This window comes from Pseudomonas sp. LBUM1669, assembly GCF_059695705.1.
The window spans coordinates 950,618-971,938 of the sequence record NZ_CP166784.1; the positions used below are offsets into that span (position 1 = coordinate 950,618).

16 protein-coding genes are annotated in these 21,321 nt (G+C 57.4%); 7 read left to right on the forward strand and 9 right to left on the reverse strand.

Translation table 11 applies throughout. From position 1 onward, the window contains the following. Positions 1–16: 16 nt before the first annotated feature. Positions 17–733: an ABC transporter permease gene (locus ACA051_RS04195; protein ID WP_054049992.1), complete on the reverse strand. Its 717-nt coding sequence runs from the start codon at positions 731–733 to the stop codon at positions 17–19. Positions 734–1,218: 485 nt separating this feature from the next. On the opposite strand from ACA051_RS04195, the gene ACA051_RS04200 reads away from it, so the two are divergent. The 6 genes from ACA051_RS04200 (at position 1,219) to ACA051_RS04225 (ending at position 8,609) form a co-directional block, all read left to right on the forward strand. Then, entirely contained in the window at positions 1,219–2,802 is a 1,584-nt protein-coding gene (locus tag ACA051_RS04200; RefSeq protein ID WP_407015110.1) for a peptide chain release factor 3, read from the forward strand. Positions 2,803–3,179: 377 nt separating this feature from the next. Beyond that, a complete protein-coding gene (locus tag ACA051_RS04205) occupies positions 3,180–4,565 on the forward strand; it encodes a DUF6002 family protein (protein ID WP_497373625.1) in 1,386 nt (461 codons plus the stop codon). Beyond that, positions 4,562–5,614, forward strand: coding sequence for a hypothetical protein (locus ACA051_RS04210; RefSeq protein ID WP_497373627.1), 1,053 nt, complete (start codon positions 4,562–4,564; stop codon positions 5,612–5,614). The genes ACA051_RS04205 and ACA051_RS04210 overlap by 4 nt, the downstream gene beginning before the upstream one ends. Beyond that, a complete protein-coding gene (locus tag ACA051_RS04215; RefSeq protein WP_497373629.1) occupies positions 5,607–6,827 on the forward strand; it encodes an MFS transporter in 1,221 nt (406 codons plus the stop codon). Before ACA051_RS04210 ends, ACA051_RS04215 begins: the two co-directional genes overlap by 8 nt. Positions 6,828–6,968: 141 nt before the next feature. After that, the gene (locus ACA051_RS04220; protein WP_497373631.1) at positions 6,969–8,204 is read left to right on the forward strand and encodes an MFS transporter; all 1,236 of its coding nucleotides are present in this window, start codon (positions 6,969–6,971) and stop codon (positions 8,202–8,204) included. Positions 8,205–8,360: 156 nt separating this feature from the next. Next, complete coding sequence (locus tag ACA051_RS04225; protein WP_497307994.1) at positions 8,361–8,609, forward strand: hypothetical protein; 249 nt, start codon at positions 8,361–8,363, stop codon at positions 8,607–8,609. Positions 8,610–8,786: 177 nt separating this feature from the next. Here ACA051_RS04225 and ACA051_RS04230 read toward each other — a convergent pair whose 3' ends face one another. From ACA051_RS04230 to ACA051_RS04265, 8 genes are all read right to left on the reverse strand, one after another. Continuing rightward, positions 8,787–9,767, reverse strand: a complete 981-nt coding sequence (locus ACA051_RS04230; RefSeq protein WP_461957212.1) for a peptide ABC transporter ATP-binding protein — start codon at positions 9,765–9,767, stop codon at positions 8,787–8,789. Next, the gene (locus ACA051_RS04235; RefSeq protein WP_497307996.1) at positions 9,767–10,735 is read right to left on the reverse strand and encodes an ABC transporter ATP-binding protein; all 969 of its coding nucleotides are present in this window, start codon (positions 10,733–10,735) and stop codon (positions 9,767–9,769) included. The genes ACA051_RS04230 and ACA051_RS04235 overlap by 1 nt, the downstream gene beginning before the upstream one ends. 10 nt (positions 10,736–10,745) lie before the next feature. Then, positions 10,746–11,675: an ABC transporter permease subunit gene (locus ACA051_RS04240; protein WP_497307998.1), complete on the reverse strand. Its 930-nt coding sequence runs from the start codon at positions 11,673–11,675 to the stop codon at positions 10,746–10,748. 7 nt (positions 11,676–11,682) lie between these two features. Further along, positions 11,683–12,693, reverse strand: coding sequence for an ABC transporter permease subunit (locus ACA051_RS04245; RefSeq protein WP_131063110.1), 1,011 nt, complete (start codon positions 12,691–12,693; stop codon positions 11,683–11,685). A gap of 72 nt (positions 12,694–12,765) precedes the next feature. Beyond that, entirely contained in the window at positions 12,766–14,361 is a 1,596-nt protein-coding gene (locus ACA051_RS04250) for an ABC transporter substrate-binding protein (protein WP_497308000.1), read from the reverse strand. Positions 14,362–14,439: 78 nt separating this feature from the next. Next, entirely contained in the window at positions 14,440–15,858 is a 1,419-nt protein-coding gene (locus ACA051_RS04255; protein ID WP_497308002.1) for an OprD family porin, read from the reverse strand. 171 nt (positions 15,859–16,029) lie between these two features. Then, positions 16,030–17,631: an ABC transporter substrate-binding protein gene (locus ACA051_RS04260; RefSeq protein ID WP_010463409.1), complete on the reverse strand. Its 1,602-nt coding sequence runs from the start codon at positions 17,629–17,631 to the stop codon at positions 16,030–16,032. A gap of 307 nt (positions 17,632–17,938) precedes the next feature. Then, positions 17,939–19,564 carry an ABC transporter substrate-binding protein gene (locus ACA051_RS04265; protein ID WP_497308005.1) on the reverse strand — a complete coding sequence of 542 codons (1,626 nt, stop codon included), beginning with the start codon at positions 19,562–19,564 and terminating at the stop codon, positions 17,939–17,941. 1,353 nt (positions 19,565–20,917) lie between these two features. Between ACA051_RS04265 and ACA051_RS04270 the strand changes: the two genes are divergently transcribed. Next, positions 20,918–21,286, forward strand: a complete 369-nt coding sequence (locus ACA051_RS04270) for a DUF6124 family protein (RefSeq protein ID WP_497308007.1) — start codon at positions 20,918–20,920, stop codon at positions 21,284–21,286. Positions 21,287–21,321: the final 35 nt, after the last annotated feature.

Genomic DNA, 21,321 nt, shown 5'->3' on the forward strand with positions numbered 1-21,321 from the left:
ATTCCTTTGCCGAGGCTTAAGACGGGCGTAGGCCGCGTTCGAGCCAGAGGCGGCTGGCGAGTGTCACCAGGCCGTCGAGCAGCAAGGCCAGCAGGGCGGTGCAGGCCGCGCCGAGCAGCAGTTGCGGCTGATTGTTCAGGGCGATGCCAGGGAAAATCAGGCTGCCCAGGCTGTTGGCACCGATCAGGAACGCCAGCGGTGCGGTCCCGACGTTGATCGCCAGCGCCACGCGCACGCCACCGATGATGATCGGCACAGCGTTCGGCAGTTCGACCCGCCACAGCACCTGAGTCGGGGTCATGCCGATGCCGACGGCCGCTTCCTTGAGTGAACCCTGGACGTTTTTCAGGCCTTCATAGGTGTTGCGCACGATCGGCAACAGCGAGGCGAGGAACAGCGCGAAGATCGCGGGGCCGCTGCCTATGCCGAGGATCCCCAGGGCGATGGCCAGTACGGCGAGAGGCGGCACGGTGTTGCCGATGTTGAAGATCTGCATGAAGCGTTCAGCGCGGCCTACCATGGTCGGGCGGCTGAGGAAGATACCGGCGGGGATGCCCACAACGAGGGCCGCCAGCATGGAAACAAGGACGAGAATCAGGTGAGCTTGCAGGTAAAACAACAAATCGTCGCGGTAATGTTCGATCGTGTTGATGCCAATCCAGTGGACCAGCAGGGCCAGGAGAGCGACGACAACCGCACCTCCTATCAGCCCCTTGCCATAGCGAATAGCCACAGGCGGACTCCTTTTTTCTTTGTCGGCGAACGCAGTCCCGTGTGGCATGCCATTCCTGGCTGCCGGGAAATCAACGTTCGCGAGAAGCAGCTCTTCATGCTGATGAAACCGCATGAGATCGAGCCATAAGCGCAGCCTCGTCAGGCCAACTTGCTGATTTTTCAGCCCCTGAGACGAGTGCCGTAACAGGGGAGTGGACGTCTGCACCTTTTAAAAGGTTCCATAATTAACAGCAATTAGCCACCGTTGATCTCGATTACCCGATGTAACAGCTGCCGGTGTGGTGAGGGGATTTATCCCCGTTCGGCGGCGAAGCCGTCGTAATGGACGCGGTGTGGCTGGAAAAACAGGGGCCGCTTCGCAGCCCAACGGGGATAAATCCCCTCACCACACCGGCAGCTGCTACAGGGCGAACGGTGGTCCGTGACGGTCGGTTTGCGCTATACTCGCCGCCCTTTTTTGAATCACCTGCCAGGCGATTTCCCATGACCAAACAGGCCGCCGAAGTCGCGAAACGCCGCACTTTCGCCATTATTTCCCACCCCGATGCCGGTAAAACCACCATCACCGAGAAGCTCTTGCTGATGGGCAAGGCGATTGCGATTGCGGGCACGGTGAAGTCTCGCAAGTCCGACCGCCATGCCACCTCCGACTGGATGGAAATGGAAAAGCAGCGTGGTATCTCGATTACCACGTCGGTCATGCAGTTCCCGTATCGCGACCACATGATCAACCTGCTCGACACCCCGGGCCACGAAGACTTCTCCGAAGATACCTACCGTACCCTGACAGCGGTGGACTCGGCCTTGATGGTCCTCGACGGCGGTAAGGGTGTAGAACCACGGACCATCGCGCTGATGGACGTCTGCCGTCTGCGTGACACGCCGATCGTCAGCTTCATCAACAAACTCGACCGTGACATCCGCGACCCGATCGAACTGCTCGACGAAATCGAAGCGGTCCTGAAGATCAAGGCAGCGCCGATCACCTGGCCGATCGGTTGCTACCGCGACTTCAAAGGCGTTTATCACCTCGCCGACGACTACATCATCGTGTACACCGCGGGCCACGGCCACGAGCGCACCGATGTCAAAATCATCGAGAAGCTCGATTCCGATGAAGCTCGCGCGCACTTGGGCGACGAGTACGATCGCTTCGTCGATCAGCTGGAACTGGTGCAGGGCGCCTGCCACGAATTCAATCAACAGGAATTCCTCGACGGCCAACTGACGCCGGTGTTCTTCGGTACTGCACTGGGCAACTTCGGTGTCGATCACGTGCTCGACGCCGTGGTCAACTGGGCGCCGAAACCGCTGGCCCGTGTTGCCAACGAGCGCACCGTTGAGCCGGTTGAAGAGAAATTCGCCGGCTTCGTGTTCAAGATCCAGGCGAACATGGACCCCAAACACCGCGACCGTATCGCTTTCATGCGGATCTGCTCCGGCAAATACGAAAAAGGCATGAAGATGCGCCACGTGCGCACCGGCAAGGACGTGCGGATCGGCGACGCGCTGACCTTCTTCTCCTCCGAGCGCGAGCAACTGGAAGAAGCGTTTGCCGGCGACATCATCGGCCTGCACAACCACGGCACCATCCAGATCGGCGACACCTTCACCGAAGGCGAAGTCCTGGGCTTCACCGGTATCCCGCACTTCGCCCCGGAACTGTTCCGTCGCGTGCGCCTGCGTGATCCGCTGAAATCCAAGCAACTGCGTCAAGGTTTGCAGCAATTGGCGGAAGAGGGCGCCACCCAGGTGTTCTTCCCCGAGCGCAGCAACGACATCATCCTCGGCGCCGTGGGTGTGCTGCAGTTCGATGTGGTCGCCAGCCGCTTGAAAGAGGAATACAAGGTTGAGTGCTCTTACGAGCCGATCACCGTGTATTCCGCTCGCTGGATTGATTGCAGCGATAAGAAGAAGCTTGAAGAGTTCAGCGTCAAGGCTGTGGAAAACCTTGCAGTCGACGGCGGTGGTCACCTGACCTACCTGGCCCCGACGCGGGTTAACCTGGCGCTGATGGAAGAGCGCTGGCCGGACGTGAAATTCAGGGCGACGCGTGAGCATCATTAAGCGCTGAGCCGCAAAACCAAAAGCCCCGGTCGCGAAAGCACCGGGGCTTTTTCATACCCGCCACCATTTCCTGTGGGAGCGAGCCTGCTCGCGATGGTCGTCAGTAAGCCACGGGTTGTCAGGCAGATCGCATTATCGTTGACGTTTTTCGCGAGTGCTGGCCGGACGTGAAATTCCGCAAGGCGCGCGAACATCATCAAGCGATGAGTCAGTACGCGTGCGTCAGGAATTTCTGTAGGTGTTTTTACGGAGTTTTGTAGCTTGGCTCTGCTTTTAACTTCTCCGGTCTTTTACCCGAGACATGGAAGTCGTTGACGTCTAGCTTTCGGTGGACATTTCGCAAGTAGCGACTTTCCACGAGCAGGAGCACAAGACAAATGGATGTAATGAAAATCGATGCGGCTGCACTGACAACCCAACGACCTCTGACTCCCATTTCTGTCATCGAACGTTACTACGATCTGATCGTCAGCAGTGCTCCCGGCTTCGAAGTCAGCACCAGTGACGACGCTTTTGAGCCTTCCATGAAGCTGCCCGCAATGGAGCCGCGTATGCAGGCCTTCCTTTCTGTCGCCACTGCGCAGTTTTTTGAGATGGGCCGTTACCGAGGTATGCCGTTGCGTTTGTTCGACCTGAGGCAAAACGCAAATACTCAAACCACAAAGACCTTTGCCTCGACGCTGATCGTTGCACGCGCCATTCGCCATATTCAGGATACCGGCGACAGCATTCTGTTGTTTTCCCCCTCATCGGGAAACAAAGCCATTGCTCTACGTGATGCGGTTCTACGTGCACTGAAAAACAAGTTGGTCCACCCAGAGCAATTACGCATTGTCACGCTGACGCCTGCCCAGACGACTGGAAAGCTGCGTAGAACCGAACTTTACGACGACCCTCGGTTGCGTGCTCTGAATCCTGTGTTCGTGCTTGATACCGAGTCGCCGGAAGCAGTGAAGGTTGTTGGACAACAGTTCAAGGATCTCTTCAATCGTCGTCCATTGGGTGATTCGAAGTTGTGGCATTCCCTGCGGCTCGAGAACTACCGGTTTTCTGATCAGGCCCGGGCTTTTTTTGATTTTGAATATGGTGACGCCTGGGACACTGACCGCAAGACCGTGCATGTGCATGCGGTGTCGAGTGCCTATGGTCTTCTGGGATATTGTTCAGGTGTAGACGTGATGAGACGTCACGGGACAAAAGTTTCCACTCCTTCATTTTTATTGGTTCAACATCTCGCAACCAGCGACATGGTTCTGCACTTGCTCGACGGAAATTTCGAGGGCGCTTCTGCTCCACGCTATAAGCAGAGTGCCGACGGTTTATGGGTGCAGTCGGAGTCTGCGCACTTTCCTGCCGCAACATGGAGTCCAGACGAAGTGCTCGAATCCACTTTTTATACACACCTGCCGCCTACCGCAGTGGAAATGACTGCGCAGGTCAGGGCCAATGGCGGCTCGGGAATAGTCGTTTCGCTTCATGAGTGCATGCAACGCTACAGCGAATGCACTCGATTGCTCGCAAATACGCCAGTCAGATTGCCCACCGATCCCCGGGACCTGAAAGAGTGGTCATTGGTGATGGCGCTGACGGGTTGCCTTAATGCAATTGATCGACAGTTACTTGAGGGCATGGACGGTTGCACCATTCATGCATCGGGCACTTATTGCAGGGGTGATTTTGAGGCCATTCCTGCCGACGGGTTGTCATTTATTAGCAGTGCTGAAGAGATGACGGGGATACTTCGCAGTCGTTGTAACTCATGAGCGGAGACCTTCTCAAAAGCTGGAAAACGCTTTGCCATTTCCGTGTTTACAGGGGGTATTCCAAAGCTGGAATACCTGCACGGCTGGTTTATGTCGGGGTGGCAGAGGGGCTGCTCTACATCGTTCCCTTTGTGGATCAATGTTTTTTCAAGCATTCCTCTGTGGAGCAGGAAGGAACTCTGGAGTGGAGTGAACTTGAGGCGTTCATAAAACAAAATCAAGCCAACATGAGCTTGTTGATGGCGCCCATGGAGTTCGTCCAGGCGTTTCAACGGCATGGCGATATTGTGGGTGTTAGCAGGATTCACCAGAAAGTAGACGTTTCTGCCGGTTGGGAACATGTCCAGGGGCAGCTCTCTCATCGAGAAAACAAGCGTCGTGTTCAATCGATCAGGCAAGGTTTCGATTTCGATGTTTCGCTTGAAGATGAGGATTTTTTTGCCTTCTACCGCTCCATGCATCTGCCGACAATGAGTGCTCGTTATGGGGCATTTGCTCGGAGTGTGCAGGAACAACTGGCTTATCAAGATTTGTTCAAGCGAGGAATGTTGTTTCGAGTCCACTTGCATGATGAGTGGGTGGCGGGAAGCGTTTCCCAGCTTGATGCGTCGATGCGCACTTTGAATGCGCGGTTAATCGGGGTGAAAGGTGGTGCAGCAATTTACCGCGCAAATGGAGCGCAGAACTTTGTATATCACGCGATCCTGGAATGGGCATCGAATCAGTTCCTCATCGATTTTGTCGATTTCCAAGGTTGCGAACCATTTTTGAGTAAGGGAACGTTTCAGTATAAAAAACGCTTCGGGGCTCAGGCCTTCATTCCGGATAACGCATTCGGGCAGTGGCGGATATTGATTCGAGCGCCGACGTTTTGTGCTTCCTCCAGGCAGTTTCTGATCAACAACCCTTTGATGGGTCTGGATGCTGGCGGCCGGCTGCAAGCGCAGTATTTTTACGATGCCGATCATGAGATCCGCTCGGACATTCCTTTCGTATCAAAAGGCATTCACAGCGCCGTTAGCCACAACCTGGACCAGTGGCATGATTAGTCGGTTTGCTCACGTGGTCCGCCGTAATGGCTACTTCTGTCCAATGGCCTGGGTACTTGCTGCGTTGATCTTTATCAGTCGCATAAGCGCCATGGTCAAACTATTCATGGCGTTGTACCTGCGCCAGGACCTGGGACTTGCGATTGAAACCGTTGGCTGGTTGTTGTCCGCTTACGGCGGCGGCTTGTTGGTCGGGGCAATGGCGGGCGGACTCCTGAGTGATCATTTTTCGGCGGCGCGGCTCACCGCTGTGTTGTTTTTTACTTCGGCATGGGTGCTGGTTTTGCTGGCGCTGGTCGCCGAGGTGCCTTTGCTGGCGGGGTTGTTGCTTTTCAGCGGGATACTCGACGGTGCAATTCGTACACTTCATCAGCGGTTGATCATGGAGTATTGCGAAGATGCACAACGTGCTCGTGCGCAGTCACTGAGCCGTGTTACCAGTAACTTGGGCATGGCTGTGGCCGGGGTCGTGGGTGGGTTTCTTGCGCAAGCGGATTTCCGTTGGGTGTTTTTTGTCAGTGCGGCCATGACGCTGTTGGCTTTGATCTGGTTTGTTCGGGCGACATTTCATCGAGAAGTTCTGATACCAGATCTGGCCCCTGATTCGGTTTCGGGTACATGCGTACCTTATCGAGATAGACCCTTCCTCTGGTTGTTGGCGGCTTCTGTCTTGCTCGGCCTTGCCTTCGAGCCGGTCTACAGCATGCTGGGCAACTATCTGCTCGATTACTATCGGTTGGGTACTGAAGTCATCGGATGGCAATTTGCACTCAATGCCTTACTGGTGGTCCTGCTGCAAATACCTTTATCTCACTGGGGGGATAAGTGGGGAGCGCGGCGCCAGTTGTTGGCAGGCAGCGCGTTGCTGGCTTGCGGATTAGGAATGTTGCCTTTGGGAGGCGGGGTACTTTATGTCTGCCTGTCGACAGTGGTTTGGACGCTTGGCGAAATTCTTTTTATGCCGACCCTCAACGTAATGGTAATGCAGCGTGCGCAAGCGGGTAAAAGTGGGCATTACTTCGGCCTTTTTTCTATGTGCTGGAGTGCGAGTGTGCTGCTTTCACCGACGCTTGGAGGCCAGCTCTATGCCTATTTCGGTGGGCACAGCGTCTGGCTTGCGAGTGCAGCTTTGGCGTTTGCCGCGATGCCGCTGATTTATCAGGCGACCCGTTTAATGGAACATCCAACCGTTCATTCTTCCGTGACCCACTGATTTTCCACGGGCGTAGTTTTGCTCTACTTTTCCAGCACCGCTGGTTTTTACCAGCGACAACGCAATTGTTGACGTCTAGTGTTCGGGGTTCACTTCGTAAGCAGCGTCTCTCTACGAGCAAGAGTACAAGGGATCAATGGAATGATGAGTCGGCTGACCCACCTGCTGCGGCTGGATGGCTATTTCTGCACCATGGCGTGGGTGCTCGCGGCGCTACTGTTCATCAATCGCCTGAGCAGCATGGTCAAGCTGTTCATGGCGTTGTACCTGCGTCAGGAACTGGGCTTCGCGATCGAGACCGTTGGCTGGCTGCTGTCCGCTTACGGCGCCGGTCTGCTCATCGGTTCCATGCTGGGTGGATGGCTCAGCGATCATGTCCGGACGGCACAGCTGACGGCCGCCCTGTTCTTTGCCTCGATGTGGGTTCTGGTTTTGCTGGGGCTGGTCACTCAAGCGCCGCTGCTGGCAGGTTTGCTGTTGCTCAGCGGGACACTCGACGGGGCTATTCGTACGCTGCATCAGCGGCTGATCATGGAGTACTGCGAGGTGGCGCAGCGTCCTCGCGCGCAGGCCTTGAGTCGTGTCGCCAGAAACCTCGGCATGGCTGCCGCCGGCTTGGCGGGCGGGGTGCTGGCGCAGACCGATTTTCGCTGGGTGTTTTTTGTCAGCGCGGCCATGACGCTGCTGGCATTGCTTTGGTTTGTCCGCACGACATGGCACCGGCCGGTGCTGATTCCCGACGAAACGCCCGATGCCGGCGCTGGCACAGGCGTTCCCTATCGAGATCGACCGTTCCTCTGGTTGCTGGCAGCGGTGATCCTCCTCGGCATGGCGTTCGATTCGATCTACAGCATGCTCGGCAATTACCTGCGGGATTACTACCGGTTGAGCACTGAAGCCATCGGCTGGCAGTTTGGGATCAATGCGATGTTGATTGTGGTATTGCAAATACCGCTGTCGCACTGGGGCGAACGCTGGGATGCGCGCCGGCAACTGGTCGCAGGATGTGTGTTGCTGGCGGTCGGACTTGGCATGTTGCCGCTGGGTTCCGGGCTGTTTTATGCCTGCCTGTCGACGGTGATCTGGACGCTGGGGGAGGCACTGTTCATGCCGCCGCTGAATGTACTCGTCATGCAGCACGCGCAAGCGGGAAAAAGCGGCCAATACTTCGGCCTGTTCTTCATGTGCTGGAGTGCGAGCGCGCTGCTTTCACCGGTACTTGGCGGTCAGATCTATGGCCACTTCGGCGGGCACATTGTCTGGTGGGTCAGCGCCGCACTGGCCTTGTTGTCCACGCCGCTGATTTATCAGGCCACACGTTTGGGCGCCTTGAAAGGCCTGGATTCACAAACGTCGCGCGTCACTTCGCTTAGCTGATTCGATTATGAGGGTTATTCGAAACCAATCTGGCTTCGGACGGTATTTCTGCCCATTCGTTAGTGTCCTATCTGGAGAACCCGGCTGATCGGAACTAGATTTTACTCAGCGCCAGCCAGGCACTTATGTTTCACCTGCAAAAGGATGGAATCGGCTATGAACAGATTTCTACGGGTTTTACTGCTGTTGAAGGTGGTGGTGATGTTGTCTCTCGGCAGTTCGGCGGTTTGGGCCGAGTGCGAGGATCACGATACGCAAGCGTCGAGTGGGCAGGGTGGTCAGGGCGAGTTGATGATTGCCAAATCCGAATCAGAGCCTGGTGATAAGGGACAGGGCGGCAGTGCGGACGACGATGACTCGACCACTGCAGAGCCAGACACTGATGACGCCGACAGCCAGACGTAAACCGCAGGCAAAAGAAAACCCCTTCTCCCCCGACTGATGCGCAGCCGAAGAAGCAGAGGTCATTGAACAGCTCGCAAATCCCAGTGGGAGCGAGCCTGCTCGCAAAGGCGATATTCCAGTCAACATCTTAGTCGACTGAGAAAACGCTATCGCGAGCAGGCTCGCTCCCACAGTTTGTTACGCGGCGCCGTCGAGGAACTGCTCGGCGTAGTGGCAAGCCACCTGGCGGCTGTCGAGCAGGCGCAGGGCTGGCTCTTCAGTGCTGCAGCGCTCGGTCGCGTACGGGCAGCGCTTGTGGAAAGCGCAGCCGGACGGCGGGTTCAGCGGGTTGGGCAACTCACCGACAATCTTGATTTTTGGCTTGTTCGGGTCCGGGTGAATGGTCGGGGTCGCCGACAGCAACGCCTGGGTGTACGGGTGCAACGGACGCTCGTAGATGTCGTTCTTCGGGCCCATTTCCACCGGGCGACCGAGGTACATCACCATCACGTCATCGGCCACGTGCTGGACGACTGCCAGGTTGTGGGAGATGAACACGTAGGCGGTGTTGAACTCTTGCTGCAAATCCATGAACAGGTTCAGCACCTGCGCCTGAATCGACACGTCCAGCGCCGAGGTCGGTTCGTCCGCGACCAGCACTTTCGGTTGCAGCATCATCGCGCGGGCCAGGGCGATCCGCTGGCGCTGACCGCCGGAGAACATGTGCGGATAGCGCTGGTAATGCTCGGGACGCAGGCCCACCTGCTTCATCATCGCCTGAACTTTCTCGCGACGTTCCGAGGCGCTCAGGTTGGTGTTGATCAGCAGCGGCTCGGCCAGTTGATCACCAACTTTCTGCCGAGGGTTCAACGACGCGTAAGGGCTCTGGAACACCATCTGCACGTCTTTGCGCAGTTGCTTGCGCTGAGCCTTGTCGGCACCGGCGACTTCCTGCCCGGCGATTTTCAAGGAGCCGGAGGACGGCTCTTCGATCAGCGTCAGGGCGCGGGCCAGGGTCGATTTGCCGCAACCCGATTCACCTACAACGGCGAGGGTTTTGCCGGCTTCCAGTTCGAACGACACACCGTTGAGGGCGCGCACGGTCGCATGACCCTTGAACAGGCCGCGGGACACTTCGTAGTGACGGGTCAGGTCGCGGGCGGTAAGTACGACGGCCATTACGCCACCTCCTGATTCAGCGGGTAGAAGCAGCGGGCGAGGCTGTTGCTTTTCGGGTCAAGGCCAGGACGCTGCGCGCGGCAGCTGTCTTGCACATACGGGCAGCGCGGCGACAGCAGGCAACCCTGCGGACGGTCGTAGCGACCGGGAACGATGCCTGGCAGCGTGGCCAGGCGCGTGGCGCCCAGGCTGTGTTCCGGAATCGCCTTGAGCAGCGCTTCGCTGTACGGGTGCGCCGGAATGTCAAACAGTTGCGGCACTTGACCCACTTCGACCGCCTGGCCGGCGTACATCACGCACACGCGCTGAGCGGTTTCGGCCACGACCGCGAGGTCGTGAGTGATCAGCACCAGACCCATGTTCTGCTCTTTTTGCAGCGCCAACAGCAGGTCCATGATCTGGGCCTGAATGGTCACGTCGAGGGCAGTGGTCGGTTCGTCGGCGATCAGCAGTTTCGGTTCGCCGGCAATCGCCATGGCAATCGCAACACGCTGGCTCATACCGCCGGAGAGTTGATGCGGGTAAGCGTCCATACGACTGGCGGCACCCGGGATTTCCACTTTTTCCAGCAGTTCGATGGCGCGAGCGCGGGCTTGCTTGCCAGACATTTTCAGGTGCAGGCGCAGCACTTCTTCGATCTGGAAACCGACGGTGTAGCTCGGGTTCAGCGCGGTCATCGGGTCTTGGAAGACCATGGCCAGGTCTTTGCCGACGATTTGTCGACGCTGACGGTTGCTGAGCTTGAGCATGTTCTTGCCGTCGAAATTCAGGGCATCGGCGGTGACGATCCCCGGATGCTCGATCAGGCCCATCAGCGCCATCATGGTCACGGATTTACCGGAACCCGACTCGCCAACGATGGCCAGGACTTCGCCTTTGTCCACGGTAATGTCGAGCCCGTCGACCACCGGAACGGCGTTCTTGTCGCCAAAGCGAACGTTGAGATTCTTGATTTCTAACAGTGACATTTGAATCTCCTCAGGCGGCGTTCTTGAGTTTCGGGTCCAGCGCATCGCGCAGACCGTCGCCCATCAAGTTGATTGCCAGCACGCTGAGCAAAATGGTCAAACCAGGCAGACTTACCACCCACCAGGCGCGTTCGATGTAGTCGCGAGCCGAAGCCAGCATGGTGCCCCACTCAGGGGTTGGCGGTTGTACGCCAAGGCCGAGGAAGCCCAGTGCCGCAGCATCGAGAATCGCCGAAGAGAAACTCAGGGTGGCCTGAACGATCAGCGGCGCCATGCAGTTGGGCAGCACGGTGACGAACATCAGGCGTGGCAGACCGGCACCGGCCAGACGCGCGGCGGTCACATAGTCGCGGTTCAATTCGCCCATCACCGCGGCGCGGGTCAGACGAACATAGGACGGCAACGAAACCACGGCGATGGCAATAATGGTGTTGATCAGGCCAGGGCCGAGGATGGCGACAATCGCCACCGCCAGCAGCAGGGACGGCAGGGCCAGCATGATGTCCATCAGACGCATGATGGTCGGGCCGAGCAGTTTCGGGAAGAAGCCGGCGAACAGACCCAGCAGGATCCCGGGAATCAGCGACATCACCACCGACGACAAGCCGATCAGCAGGGACAGGCGCGAACCGTTGATCAGCCGCGACAGCAGGTCGCGACCCAGTTCATCGGTGCCGAGCAGGAACTGGAGCTGCCCACCTTCCAGCCAGGACGGCGGGGTCAGCAGGAAGTCGCGGTATTGCTCGCTCGGGTCATGCGGGGCAACCCAAGGCGCGAAGATCGCGCAGAAAATCACCAGCAGCATGAACATCAAGCCGGCGACGGCGCCTTTGTTCTTGGAGAACGCTTGCCAGAATTCTTTGTACGGGGACGGGTACAGCAGGCTTTGATCGACTGTTACCGCTTGATTTTGAGTTGAAGCTGGAGTGGTCATGGTCATGATGATCTCAGCGCTGGTGACGAATGCGTGGGTTGGCAAAGCCGTAGAGGATGTCCACTACGAAGTTGACCAGAATCACCAGGCAGGCGATTAACAGGATGCCGTTCTGCACCACGGGATAGTCCCGTGCGCCAATGGCTTCGATCAGCCATTTGCCGATGCCGGGCCAGGAGAAGATGGTTTCGGTCAGGACCGCACCGGCCAGCAATGTGCCGACTTGCAGGCCGACCACGGTCAGTACCGGAATCAGCGCGTTGCGCAGGCCGTGAACAAAGACCACGCGCGACGGCGACAGGCCTTTGGCACGGGCGGTACGGATGTAGTCTTCACGCAGCACTTCGAGCATCGACGAACGGGTCATCCGCGCAATAACCGCCAGCGGGATGGTGCCGAGCACGATGGCCGGCAGGATCAGGTGATGCAGGGCATCGAAGAACGCCCCGACGTCATCGGCCAGCAGCGTGTCGATGAGCATGAAGCCGGTCCGCGGCTCGATGTCATAGAGCAGGTCGATCCGCCCGGACACCGGGGTCCAGCCCAGGGATACCGAGAAGAACATGATCAGGATCAGGCCCCACCAGAAGATCGGCATCGAATATCCCGCCAGGGAGATACCCATCACCCCATGGTCGAACAGGGATCCTCGCTTGAGTGCCGCAATCACCCCGGCCAGAAGGCCCAGGATGCCGGCGAACAACAGCGCGGCCATGGACAGTTCCAGGGTCGCGGGGAATAGAGAGCTGAACTCGCTCCAGACGCTTTCACGGGTACGCAAGGATTCGCCAAGGTCGCCGTGGGCCAACTTGCCGATGTAGTCCAGGTACTGGGCATACAGCGGTTTGTTCAGGCCAAGGCGTTCCATTGCCTGAGCGTGCATTTCGGGGTCGACCCGACGTTCGCCCATCATCACTTCCACGGGGTCGCCAGGAATCATGCGAATCAACGCGAAAGTCAGCAAGGTGATGCCGAAGAATGTGGGGATCAATAACCCCAATCGGCGGGCAATAAAACTAAACATCTTGTGGTGTACCTCATCAGCCGGTTAGGCGTGCCCGGCATTCCTGGGTCAGGAATGCCGGTAGTTTCTTATCTACTTCACCTGGGTGGTGGCGAAGTTATTAGTGGTGAGGGGGCTAATGTGATAGCCCTCTACGTTGTTGCGCATTGCGGTGAACATTCTAGTGTGCGCCATGCTGATCCATGGCTGGTCCTGGTTAAAAATAACCTGAGCCTGTTCGTACAGCGCTGCACGCTCGGCCGGGTCCACTTTCTCGCGGGCCTGGTCGATCAGTGCCTGGAACTTCTCGTTGCACCAGCGCGCGTAGTTTTCGCCGTTTTTGGCCGCCTCGCAACTGAGCATAGGCGTCAGGAAGTTATCCGGGTCGCCGTTATCACCCGCCCATCCGGCGGAAACCATGTCGTGCTCGCCGTTTTTGGCACGTTTGAGCATCTCGCCCCATTCCATGACGCGAATGTCTATCTTGATCCCGACCTTGGCCAGGTCAGCCTGTATCATCTGCGCGCCGAGCATCGGGTTCGGGTTGGTCGCACCCCCGCCATTGCGGGTGAACAGGGTGAATACCGTGCCTTCCGGTACGCCGGCTTCCTTGAGCAGGGCGCGGGCCTTGTCGAGGTCGCGGGCAGGGTTTTTCAGAGTGTGGTTGTAACCCAGCAGCGTGTCCGGGAACGGATTGACCGCAGCGGTCGCATTGCCTTTGCCAAACAGCGCGTTGACGGCCGCTTCCTTGTCGAAGGCGATGTCGATGGCTTTGCGCACGCGCACATCACTCAGGTATTTGTGCGTGGTGTTGATGGCGATATACGCGACGGTCATCGCGTTCAGCTCATCGACCTTCAGCTTGTCATCTTTCTTGATGCTCGGGATGTCATCCGGTTTCGGATACAGCGCGATCTGGCACTCGTTGGCCTTGAGCTTTTGCAGGCGCACGTTGTTGTCGGTGGCGATGGCCAGGATCAGCGCTTCAGCCGGTGGCTTGCCACGGAAGTATTCCGGGTTGGCCTTGAAACGCACCTGAGCATCCTTGGCGTAACGCTGGAAGATGAACGGGCCGGTGCCGACAGGCTTGTTGTTCAGGTCGCCGGTCTTGTTGGCCTTGAGCAACTGGTCGGCGTACTCGGCGGAGTAGATCGAGGAGAAGGCCATGGCGATGTCGGCCAGGAATGGCGCTTCGCGACGGGTCAAGGTGAAGGTGACGGTGTTGTCGTCGACTTTCTCGACGCTTTTCAGCAGTTCCTTGAAGCCCATGCTTTCAAAGTACGGGAAGCCCACGCTAGACAGTTTGTGCCATGGGTGGTTCGGGTCCAGCTGACGCTGGAAACTCCAGACCACATCGTCGGCGTTCATGTCGCGGGTCGGCTTGAAATATTCGGTGGTGTGAAACTTGACGCCTTTGCGCAGGTGGAACGTGTAGGTCAGACCGTCCTCGCTGATCTCCCAGGAGTCGGCCAGTGCCGGAATCACTTCAGTGGTGCCGGGCTTGAAGTCCGCCAGACGATTGAAGATGGTTTCGGCCACCGCATCGGCTGTGACTGCAGTCGTGTACTGGACCATATCGAAGCCTTCCGGGCTGGCTTCGGTGCAGACCACCAGGGGTTTGGCCGAGACGCCAACAGCGACACTCAGCAACGCGGCTGCAATGGCCGCACGTAGGGGAAGCATTTTCATCAAGAACCCTCTGCAATCGGTTAAAGGACAAAAGCCGAACGGCCGATCCATCACTGAATCAGCCGTTCGGCAGGTGCATTACAGGACGTTGAACGGGATGGTGGTCACGAGACGGAACTCGTTGAGGCTGCCATCGGCCTGGTTTTCGCTGGCGCGGTGAGCGGTGTAGGTCGCGCGAACAGTGGTGGCCTTGAGCGGGCCGCTCTGCACGGCATACGAAGTACCGATGCCGTATTCATAATGGTGCTCGCCGTCCATCGACTGCACGCCGTCGTAACCGCCGCCGGCATAGTGAGTACCGTCGATGCCCCAGCCGCGAGCCTGGTAGATGTTGAACTTCAGGCCTGGAACGCCGTATTCAGCCATGTTCAGGCCGTAGGCGATCTGGAAGGATTTCTCGTTCGGGCCGTTGAAGTCCGACAGCAGGGAGTTGGCCAGGTAGATGCCGTTGGTTTCGTGCAGGTAGTCGAAGTACTCGTTACCGTTCACTTCCTGGTACGAGAAGGTCAGGCTGTGGGCCTGGTGAGTCAGGCCCAGCGACAGGGAGTAGGTATCGTTGTCGATTTCGCCCAGCAGTTTTTTGCCTTCGTCGACGGTTTTGTAGTAGTTCAGGCCAGTGGTCAGGCTCAGTACCGAGCTGTCTCCCAGAACGTGGGTGGCGCCGAAGTAGTACTGGTTCCACAGGTCTTCGGCCTGGGTACCCCACAGGCTGGTGGTCAGGCTGGCGAACGGGGTGTAAGTGATACCGGCAGTGTTGACGTGATCAGCTTCAGCGGTACCGTCGCCGTATTCGGAACGGAATTTGCGCTGGCTCTGTTCGGTACGCGGCGAGTTACGGTCGAAGGTGCCGAGGTCGAAGGACAGGTTTTCCAGCTCTTCACTGTGCAGGGTCACACCTTCGAAGCTTGAAGGCAGCGGTCGGTTACCGATGACATCCACTTGCGGGCTGCTGAAGTTCTGGCGACCGGCCGTCAGCGTGGTGTTGGAGAAACGTGCCTTGACGTTGGCCAGGCCCAGTTTGCTCCACTGATCAACGGCGTCACCGCCATTTTCAGTCAAAGTACGGTTGTTGCCACGGCCACTGCGACCTGGCTCAGGAGCACCACCGTTACCGGACGCGAGGTCTTTGCGATCCCGGTCCAGAGCAATTGCGTTGTAGGCCGCCACTTCGGTGCTGAAACCGACAGTACCCTCGGTGAAGCCCGAGTTGTACTTGATGATTGTGCCTTGCACCCAGTTGATGCGACGGTCAGTCGTGCGAGTCTCACCGTTTTTAAGATAGTTGAGCGTCGCGCCCCGCTTGAACGACTCATTCGCATACCAGTTACGCGTGGAACCGGTGACCGATTGGCCTTCAACAAAACCGGTGGCTTCGCTTTGGGCGCTTTTCTCTTTGACGGTAACCGGCGTGAACGCCTGGCTTTGGGTTTCTGCGTAAGCCGAGGCGGTTACGCTGCTGATGGCCAGGGCCAATAACGCGGTGCTGCTCAGTTTCATGGGTGAAGCTCCTTACTTTCTTTTTTTAATTCCGGTCTTTTTTGGTGATCCGGCTATTTGGTTTGGAACTCATACAAGGCTTCGCAAACGTTTGCTGTCAGCCGGATTGGCAAATTAAGGCAATACGTATGCGTGAGGGCGCAATGCGCCCCCAGCGTTCTGGCTAATCGGTTATTGGTCGATACTGACGCCCGAGAACACGTTACGACCGAATGGACTCACCTTGAATCCTTCGATTTTGGCGCTCAACGGCTGGTTGACCGTCGAATGGGCGATAGGCGTGATCGGCACTTGTTGCTTGAGATAGTGCTGCGCCTGTTTGTAGAGCACGGTGCGCTGGTCGCGGTCGGTAACGACCTTGGCCTGCTTGATGAACTTGTCATAAGCCGGATCGCACCACATGGAGTAGTTGTTGCCACCAATGGCGTCGCAGCTGTAAAGCGTGCCGAGCCAGTTGTCCGGGTCCCCATTGTCACCGGTCCAGCCAATCAGGCTGACGTCGTGCTCGCCATTCTTGGTGCGCTTGATGTACTCGCCCCATTCGTAACTGACGATCTTCACTTTGAGGCCGATTTTTGCCCAGTCAGCCTGGAGCATTTCGGCCATCAACTTGGCGTTCGGGTTGTAAGGGCGCTGAACGGGCATTGCCCACAAGGTGATTTCGGTGCCTTCTTTCACGCCGGCAGCCTTGAGCAGCTCCTTGGCTTTTTCCGGGTTGTAGGCGACGTCCTTGATCGTGTCGTCGTAGGACCATTGGGTCGGCGGCATGGCGTTGACCGCCAATTGACCCGCACCTTGGTAGACGGCGTTGAGAATGCCTTGCTTGTTCACCGCCATGTCCAGCGCCTGACGCACTTCGAGCTGGTCGAACGGTTTGTGCCGAACGTTGTAGGCGATGTAGCCCAGGTTGAAACCGGGCTTTTCGATGAGCTTGAGTGCCGGATCGTTCTTCAGCGCGGGTACGTCGGCGGGGCGCGGGCTCAGGGTGATCTGGCACTCATTGGCCTTGAGCTTCTGCACGCGCACCGACGCGTCGGTGTTGATCGAGAAGATCAGGTTGTCGAGCTTGACCCGGCTCGGGTCCCAGTACTGCTTGTTGCCGGTGTAGCGGATGTTGGAATCTTTCTGGTAACTCTTGAACGCGAACGGGCCAGTGCCGATCGGCTTCTGGTTGATGTCGCTCGGCTTGCCTTCGGCCAGCAGTTTGTCGGCGTATTCGGCGGACAGAATGGCGGCGAAGCTCATGGCGATGTTCTGGATGAACGCGGCGTCGACGCTGTTGAGCGTCATGACCACGGTCAGCGGCCCGGTCTTTTCGACCTTGGCGATGTTCTTGTTCAGGCTCATCCCGTTGAAGTACGGGAACTCGGTTGGATAAGCCTTACGGAAAGGTTGCTGCGGATCGAGCATGCGATTGAACGTGAATAGCACGTCATCGGCGTTGAAGTCACGGGTCGGCGTGAAGTACTTGGTCGTGTGAAATTTCACCCCTTCGCGTAGGTGAAAGGTGTACTTGAGGCCGTCCTCGGAAATATCCCAGCGAGTAGCCAGCCCCGGTACGACGTTGGTGGCGCCTTTTTCAAACTCTGCCAATCGGTTGTACAACGGCTCGGCGGCATCGTTGTCGGTCGATGTCGTGTACTGCGCAGTATCGAAGCCAGCCGGGCTGCCTTCGGAGCAGAACACCAGGCTGTTATTGGCGGCCTGGCTGATGGAAGTGGCGGCCAACAGGCCGGTGCCCAGCAATGCGGATAAAACCAAGGTATGGCGCATGACGCTCCCTTTTCTCGTTCGCTAAGTGTTTTCAATGAGCCTCCGTCCCGTCCGCGGACATGGAGGCATCACTGAGTTCAAACCATGACGTGCAGCAAAACCGAGAACCCACGCATGCACTGGTCAGATCCCGACGGTATGAGCCGTGGGTCCGGCAGTAAATGCGTAGAGTCCGAAAGACTTGTGGGAAAAGGCAACGCATCCGACGTCACAGTGGTCATCCGTGACGGAATTGGATGTAGGCTGTTTCCTACTTTCTCGGCAGATAAAGCAACGGCGACGTTAAAAACGTCGCCGTTGCAAAACCTTATTTGCTGACGCTGACGCCGTAGAAGGAGTTCAAGCCAAACGGGCTGATCTTGAAGTCTTCAACGTTGTTGCGCATGGGTTGGAACACCGTCGAGTGAGCGATAGGTGTCATTGGAACTGCGTCTTTGAGGACGTGTTGCGCCTGTTTGTACAGTTCGGTGCGCTTGCCCTGATCGGTCGTGCGCTTGGCTTCTTTGACGATGCCGTCGAACTTCTTGTCGCACCACTTGGAGAAGTTGTTGCCCTGCAGCGAGTCGCAGCCGAACAGCACGTTCAGCCAGTTGTCCGGGTCACCGTTGTCGCCGCTCCAGCCAATCAGCATCGCGCCGTTTTCGCCGCCTTTGGAGCGCTTGATGTACTCGCCCCACTCGTAGGTCACGATCTTGGCCTTGATACCGACCTTGGCCCAGTCGGACTGCAGCATTTCAGCCATCAGCTTGGCGTTCGGGTTGTAAGGACGCTGTACCGGCATCGCCCAGAGGTTGATCTCGGTGCCTTCCTTGACGCCGGCTTCCTTGAGCAGCTCTTTGGCTTTCTCAGGGTTGTACGGCGCATCCTTGATGGTGGTGTCGTAAGACCACTGGGTTGGCGGCATGGCGTTGACGGCCAGTTGACCAGCACCTTGGTAGACGGAGTCGATGATCTGCTGCTTGTTGACGGCCATGTCCAGTGCCTGACGCACTTTCAATTGAGCCATCGGGTTCGGCTGATCGCTGCCCTTGATCTTGTCCATCACGTTGTAGGCGATGTAACCCAGGTTGAAACCAGCCTGGTTAGGCACCTTCAAGGTCTTGTCTTCTTGCAGTGCCTTCAGGTCGGCCGGACGAGGGAACAGAGTGATCTGGCACTCGTTCTTCTTCAGCTTCTGGATACGCACCGACGGGTCGGTGGTGATGGCGAAGATCAGATTGTCGATCTTGACGTCTTCAGGCTTCCAGTAGTCCTTGTTCCCGGTGTAGCGGATGTTGGAATCTTTCTGGTAGCTCTTGAACACGAACGGGCCAGTGCCGACCGGCTTCTGGTTGATGTCGGCGGCTTTGCCTTCCTTGAGCAGCTGGGCAGCGTACTCGGCGGACTGGAGCGACGCGAAGCTCATGGCCATGTTCTGGATGAACGCGGCGTCGACTTCTTTCAGGGTGAACTTGACAGTTTTGTCGTCGACTTTATCGATCTTGGTGATGTTGGTGTCCATCCCCATGTCGGTGAAGTACGGGAACTCAGTCGGGTACGCTTTGCGGAACGGGTCGTTCTTGTCAATCATGCGATTGAAGGTGAACAGCACGTCGTCGGCGTTGAACTCACGAGTCGGCTTGAAGTACGGGGTGGTGTGGAACTTGACGCCTTCACGCAGGTGGAAGGTGTAAGTCAGGCCATCATCGGAGATGTCCCACTTGGTCGCCAGACCAGGAATCACGGCGGTGCCGCCGCGCTCGAACTGGGTCAGGCGGTTGAACATGGTTTCTGCAGAGGCGTCGAAGTCGGTTCCGGTGGTGTACTGACCAGGATCAAAACCGGCCGGGCTCCCTTCGGAGCAAAACACCAGGTTAGTCGCCGCTTGGGCGAAAGGTGCGGAGGCTAACAAGCCTGCGCCGACTAAAAACGGAATGACCGCGTGTTTAAGCATGTTGGCCTCATGATTTGTTGTCATTTTTGGAATTAGAGGACGACCTCGTGAGTCGTTCCTGCGGATACTTATGCAGGGGCCATACCCATTGCAAGATCCAGAGCGACCACAGGCGTTAAACGGTGGCACGAACGTACCTTAATGTCGCATATGTATAAATTCATGCGCATTTGACCGTTTGCGTAGGGTTTTTTCGGTGCATCTGGCGCACCTGCGCGGGGCAATCTGGACGGCTTGCGCACCCGATTGGAGCGCGGTGTTACTTATTTATACCCATCATTGAGGGGTGTGAATGGGGCGGGCGGGCGTGAATGGGATTGAGTTGTGGTTGGAAGGGTAGGTGTTTGTTGTTTAAAGGGTTGTTGTGTCTGTAGAGGCAGATTGTTGCGTTACTGTTTGGCACTGGACATCTGTGGGGATGATTTGGATCCGGGAGGTGATGGAGGCTACATCGGCGTGGTGGGTAGTACCTTGGGTGCAACCTTTTTGCTGCTTGCGGTAGCACTATTGGCTTTTCCCGCGTGTTGAAGGTCTGATCCCTGAGCCTTTGTTAATAGATAGGCATAGGTCAAATGTTGGCAACGAGCCTGTTTGCCGATCCTTACTTCCAGATGACCCCAGTTTCCTGTAGGGGCGAGGCTTGCCCGCGATGGCGGCCTGATAGCCGACCAGTCTCTCGCTGGTGTACATATCCATTCCTGCGGTAACGGCCACTTATGGTTTCGCTCTTACAGCGACTCCCTTTGGCAAACGCCCCAAAGGAAGCAAAGGTCTTCGCCCCAAGCGTCCAGCCCCTCGCTTAGGCTCGGCGTACCCTCGCTCCGGCATTCATCTGGGGGCATCGCCTCCGGTCGGCTTCGCTTCGACCTCCTCTCGATGTGTGCGGCTTCGCCGCACGGCGCTACGCGCCCACCCCCCAGATGAACGCCTCCACTCAGCCTCCCGAAGGGGCGGGTGGATCAAGATCAAAAGCTGCAGGCGAGCTAACGCTCGGCCTGTTGAGTGGTGAGAAGCGAGCGGTACACGCCGATTTCTGTGGGAGCTGGCTTGCCAGCGATGGCGTCCTGACAGCCGACCAATCTCTTTCTGTTGCTCCCGATTGATCGTTCCCATGCTCCGCGTGGGAATGCTGCCAGGGACGCTCCGCGTTCCATTTTTGTGTGTTGAAAGATGTGTAAAAAACACAGCGTTTTCCCACGCATTTTTCAGGTTGCCGGGTAGGAAGCAGTGTCTCTAATCTCGTTCCTGTCGCTGCTAAATCAGCGGCCAGGAGTGGAAACCTGAATCAGTAGGGCGAAGGCCCTCACGACCATAACGGCAAGTGATGGCTCCAATTAAGATTAGGAGCTGCAAATGGACAACGATAATTCCGATTCGAATTTCAATAAAACTAACCCAAACGCCGACGCCTTGCGCGATGAAGAACTACTCAAAGACAGCGAAGCCATAAAACGCGCTCTCGACTACTACCTCGATCCCCCCGACCAGTACGCCCCAAAACCCCGCCGCCCCAGCACTATGTTCATGATTGCCCCGGACATGGACACTGAAAGTCTCCTGGCCCAAGCCTGCGAGTCGTTGGCTTCGGCGAGTGTCATGACCAGTGATTTCGCGGCTAACCTGATCGGCCCGCAGCGCAATACGGTGTTGGCGATCCAGCAGATCATCATGCTGGCGGAGTTGGCGGTGAATCGGGCACTGGATAACGTCGATCCGGCGTAGACCGCGTTATCGTTTATCGCGAGCAGGCTCGCTCC